Source organism: Actinomadura sp. KC216, from assembly GCF_004348535.1.
Taxonomy (GTDB): Bacteria; Actinomycetota; Actinomycetes; order Streptosporangiales; family Streptosporangiaceae; genus Spirillospora.
Map to the genome: position 1 here is coordinate 1 of NZ_SMJX01000499.1, position 4,145 is coordinate 4,145.

General features: G+C 69.9%; 6 protein-coding genes. 1 reads left to right on the forward strand and 5 read right to left on the reverse strand.

Going from position 1 to position 4,145, the window contains the following annotated elements; translation table 11 throughout:
• Positions 1-100: 100 nt before the first annotated feature.
• From E1264_RS40885 to E1264_RS40900, 4 genes are all read right to left on the reverse strand, one after another.
• Positions 101-775: a DUF6766 family protein gene (locus E1264_RS40885; protein WP_132182677.1), complete on the reverse strand. Its 675-nt coding sequence runs from the start codon at positions 773-775 to the stop codon at positions 101-103.
• Between the two features lie 105 nt (positions 776-880).
• On the reverse strand, positions 881-1,276 hold the full coding sequence (locus tag E1264_RS44260; protein ID WP_165964646.1) for a hypothetical protein: 396 nt from the start codon (positions 1,274-1,276) through the stop codon (positions 881-883).
• A gap of 77 nt (positions 1,277-1,353) precedes the next feature.
• Positions 1,354-1,908, reverse strand: coding sequence for a hemerythrin domain-containing protein (locus tag E1264_RS40895; protein WP_132182681.1), 555 nt, complete (start codon positions 1,906-1,908; stop codon positions 1,354-1,356).
• Between the two features lie 303 nt (positions 1,909-2,211).
• The gene (locus E1264_RS40900; RefSeq protein ID WP_132182683.1) at positions 2,212-2,409 is read right to left on the reverse strand and encodes a DUF2795 domain-containing protein; all 198 of its coding nucleotides are present in this window, start codon (positions 2,407-2,409) and stop codon (positions 2,212-2,214) included.
• 289 nt (positions 2,410-2,698) lie between these two features.
• On the opposite strand from E1264_RS40900, the gene E1264_RS40905 reads away from it, so the two are divergent.
• A complete protein-coding gene (locus tag E1264_RS40905; RefSeq protein WP_207936906.1) occupies positions 2,699-3,142 on the forward strand; it encodes a DoxX family protein in 444 nt (147 codons plus the stop codon).
• 29 nt (positions 3,143-3,171) lie between these two features.
• Here E1264_RS40905 and E1264_RS40910 read toward each other — a convergent pair whose 3' ends face one another.
• Positions 3,172-4,020 carry an SDR family oxidoreductase gene (locus tag E1264_RS40910; RefSeq protein ID WP_132182685.1) on the reverse strand — a complete coding sequence of 283 codons (849 nt, stop codon included), beginning with the start codon at positions 4,018-4,020 and terminating at the stop codon, positions 3,172-3,174.
• Between the last annotated feature and the right edge of the window lie 125 nt (positions 4,021-4,145).

Here is a 4,145-nt window from a genome sequence, read left to right on the forward strand (position 1 = left end):
CCCGGGCACCGAGTCCGCCACCAAGAACATGCTCGTGGGCCCGATGGCCGCCATGGTCGACCGCGTCCGCGACCTCATCCGCGACGCCGGCGACCGGTAGTCAGCCTTCGATCCCGGTGGCGCCGTGGGGAGTGCCGACCGGTTTGGATTCGGGCGAACCGCGCTGGCGCAGATAGATGGACAGTGCCGCCATCGACGCGACCGCCAGGAATTCCGACTGCCAGTTCTGCAGGGTGCGGTCCCAGAATTCGGCGGACCGGACGTATTGCCACCATGACAGCGTGTCCTCGTACTGGGCGAGCTGGTTCGCGTTGTAGGCCACTCGCCCGGCGAGGGACTGGACCAGCCAGGACAGCACGAAGATCCCGCCCATCACCAGGCCCAGCGACCGCGAGAACAGCACTCCCCGCAGTCCCCCTCCCCGACTCCAGGCGGGCGACGACGGCCCGGCATGCTTGCCCACCTTCTGTTCTGCATCGGACTCGGTACCGCGCTCGTCCAGCGTCTTGGACTCGGGCGACCCGCGCTGCGTCAGCCACACCGTGATGAAGATGTACAGGAAGAACTGCAGGTACTCCGATTGCCAGTTCTCCATGACGTCCACGCCGAACTGCGAGCCGGTGATGTAGCGGCCCAGGCCGATGGTGTGGCCGCCTTCGGCGACCAGCTGGTTGTTGTAGTTCGCCAGGCCGGCGAAGGCCTGCCCCACGAGCGCGCCGAGCATGATCAGGAGGAAGAAGAGGGTGAGCCCGTTCTCGCGCAGGAACCGTCGCATCGTCCGCCCTCCGGATCAGCGCTGCAGCAACGCGATCGCCGCGACGTAGCCGAGGCCGATCACGATGATCGACAGGGTGAGCACGAACGTGGCACGCATGAGTGATCAAGCCTCGAGCTCGCAGTCGTAGGGACGCTCTCGCCGCGGCCGGCAGCCCGCCGCGGCGATCCTCCAGGTCTGCGCCCACTGGGTCAGGAAGGCGGTATCGCCACCGATGTGAACCCGTGCCCATTGTCCCCACACTTCCGGGTCGCGCACCGCCCCGCCGGTCAGGCCCAGTTCGAGGATCTGCTGAGCGCAGGAAGAGCCACCGGATTCCACGCTGCTCTGAGCTTTGGGGACCAGCCGCGCGCAGGCGCCCCCGCCGTCGCCGTCCCGGATGGCCTCGGAGAACGCGGACGCGACCGCCTCCACGTCACCGCCGGCCCCCGAGCCCGCGCATCCGGCCAGCGCGGTACCCGCGAGGGTGACCGCGATCGGCAGCGATACCGTGCGAAGCATGTGCGAGCCATTACCCGGGGAGCACCTGCGCAATCAGCCGGCCCGTGGTGGGCGGCCCCGCCCTTACGGCCGAGGCGTCAGTCGCGTCCGCGGCCGGTCAGGTGGTCGCGGACCCGGTCGATCAGGCCCGTGCCGGGGGCCAGCAGCTTGTTCAGCGGCGGCCTGTCCGGAGCGGACGGGTGCGGACGGGTCGGCGCGGTGCGTTTGGCGGACTCGACCTGCTTGCCCAGCGCGAGCAACTCTTCGGACCCCGCGTTGTCGGCGAGCCGGGGGAACATCTCGCCCTCCTCCTCCCGGACGTGCGCGGAAACGTCGTCGATGAGCCGGCGCACCAGCGTGCCGAAGGAGTCGTGGGCGGGGTCGGCCCGCTCCAGCTCCTTGAGGATCCGCTCGACCTCGGCGTGCTCGGATATCTCCTTGTCGGCCAGCTCGTCGCCACCGGGCACCAGCTCGCGAACCGCGGGGTACAGGTACATTTCCTCGGCCACCGAATGCCGCACCAGTTCGATGGTGATGTCGTTGACGATCCGCCGCCGCGCGTCCGGGTCGGTCGCCTCCGACAGCTCGTCGAACATTTCCTCCACCTCGCGGTGATCGTGGGTGAGCACCTGAATGACATCACGCTGCGCCATGACCATTCCTCCTTCGGCTCGCATCTCGGGGAAACCGGATCTCCGCGAAATGGACGGGGGCGTTTGCGGGCTGAGCCGAATGCGCTCCGCGCGTTAGCGCTTACCCTGCCCCTGCGGGACAAACAGTGATCCGTCCCGCAAACGCGATGTCGCTGGTGGGAGCGGTCACGGGGGCCGTGCCGTCGAGGTGGGCGAGGAACCGCGGGGGCGCGGCGGTGGCCGGAGTCGCCGGGCGGCAGGTGCGCCCCGGGCTGCCCCGGCCTCATCCGGGGCAGCCCGAGCACCTGTTCCTGGTCCGGTAGGTCAGGACGTTCTGGTGATCTCCTTGCTGACCCCGCTGGGACCGTCGTACTCCCGGTCGGGCATGGCGCGCAGCGCCCGCAGCATCTGCTCGTCGGCGCCGTGCTCCTGCGCGTGCGTCACCAGGTCGTCCCGGGAGGCCGGGTAGTCCATCCCGGCCAGGCACTTCTGGACCTCGATGAACGATGGATTATCCGCCATGGTTCCCCCTGCCTATGATCTCGACTGAGCGGTCTTGCGCTGGCCTGCGTCCGCTTTTGGCCTGTGCGCCGGACCGGCCCTTGGCGCCCTTCCCCTTGGGTCCCGCTTCTAACGACCGCCGACGAGAACCTGTGGCGCGGTGACCTTGATGCGGATGCGGAGCCATTTTCCGCGTCTCTCCGCCATCCGTTCCCTGGACGACGCGCCCGGGTGTCACATCCGTCCAGCGGCACGTGTCAGATCCACAGACCGGCCAGGAGGCGCCGGGACGAGCGATGTGGAGAAGACCATGAGCAAGATGTCCGAACGGTGGCACGTGTGGAAACGGCGCCTCGCCGTCGCGCTCATCGCGTACCTGTTCCTGGCGTTCATGGTCGGGATGGTGACCAAGTTCTGGCCTGGCCCGACCTTCTTCGGCCCGGCCTACTCGGTGAAGTTCGCCGACTGGGGGTGGCCGTCGTGGATGCGGTTCCCGGTGGGCGCCGCCGAGGGGATCTGCGCGGTCCTGCTGGTCGTCCCGCGCCGCCGGACGCGCTTCCTCGGGGCCGTGGCGCTGGTCCTCCTCATGGCCGGGGCGGTGACGACGCACCTCCTCGACGAGGCGCCCCTCTACGAGGAGGTCTCGGCCCCCGTCCATCTGGTGATCATGACGGCCGTGGCGCTGGCGAACTGGCCGCCGGACTGGCGCCTGCCGCTGCGGCCCTGGGAACCGGACGCGCCCCTGCCCCGCTGAACAGGCGGCTGGCCGGGCGTTCGGCATTGTTAGCCGGGGTGGATTTCTCCTCCGGCCGGGACGAGGTTCTGGCCGGTGTAGTAGGAGGACAGGCGGGGGCTCGCGAAGAAGACGTAGGACGGTGCGATCTCGTCCGGGTCTGCCGGGCGGCCCATGGGGGCTTGTTCGCCGAAGCCCTCGACGCGGTCCTCGTCGAGCGTCGCGGGGATGAGCGGTGTCCACACCGGGCCCGGGGAGACGGTGTTGACCCGGATCCCGCGGTCCATCAGGGATTTGGCCAGGCACTGCGCGAAGGTCATCGCGGCGGCCTTGCTGGCCGAGTAGTCGATCAGGCTGGTGTTGCCGCGCAGCCCGTTGATCGACCCGGTGATGATGATCGATCCGTCGTCGGGCAGGTGTCCGAGGGCCTCCTGGACGGTCCAGAAGAGGCTGTGGACGTTGACGCGGAACGTGCGGTCGAGCTGCCCGGTGTCGATCTCGCGGACGTCGTCGACGGGCTGCTGGGTGCCGTGGTGCAGGACGAGCACGTCCAGGCCGCCGAGCTGCTCGGCCGCGCGGGCGACGACGTCGCGGGTGTGGCGCTCGTCGGCCAGGTCGCCGCCGAACGTCAGGCAGCGGCGGCCCTCGTCCTCGACCAGGGCGGCGGTGTGCCGGGCGTCGGCGTCCTCCTCCAGGTAGGTGATCGCGACGTCGGCGCCCTCCTTGGCGAAGGCCACCGCGACCGCCCGTCCGATGCCGGAGTCGCCGCCGGTGATCAGCGCCCGCCGCCCGGCCAGCAGGCCCCGGCCCTCGTAGCCGCGCATCTCGTCACGCGGCCGCGGCTCCATCTTCGACGTCTCGCCCGGGTAGGGCTGACTCTGTCCGGCAGGACCGCTCATTCGCCACCTCGCTCGAGTCGTTTCCACCGCGGATCCGTCCGCGGAGGGCTCATCACCGGCTTCCGCGACGTACCCCGGCCACCGCCGTGAAACGTCAGTAGCCGGTCAGGCGGGCCCGGGCGGCC

Bases quoted from the DNA above. Each gene is read 5' to 3' on its own strand.
- E1264_RS40885 (WP_132182677.1), bottom strand. From the start codon at position 775: ATGCGACGGTTCCTGCGCGAGAACGGGCTCACCCTCTTCTTCCTCCTG.
- E1264_RS44260 (WP_165964646.1), bottom strand. From the start codon at position 1,276: ATGCTTCGCACGGTATCGCTGCCGATCGCGGTCACCCTCGCGGGTACC.
- E1264_RS40895 (WP_132182681.1), bottom strand. From the start codon at position 1,908: ATGGCGCAGCGTGATGTCATTCAGGTGCTCACCCACGATCACCGCGAG.
- E1264_RS40900 (WP_132182683.1), bottom strand. From the start codon at position 2,409: ATGGCGGATAATCCATCGTTCATCGAGGTCCAGAAGTGCCTGGCCGGG.
- E1264_RS40905 (WP_207936906.1), top strand. From the start codon at position 2,699: ATGAGCAAGATGTCCGAACGGTGGCACGTGTGGAAACGGCGCCTCGCC.
- E1264_RS40910 (WP_132182685.1), bottom strand. From the start codon at position 4,020: ATGAGCGGTCCTGCCGGACAGAGTCAGCCCTACCCGGGCGAGACGTCG.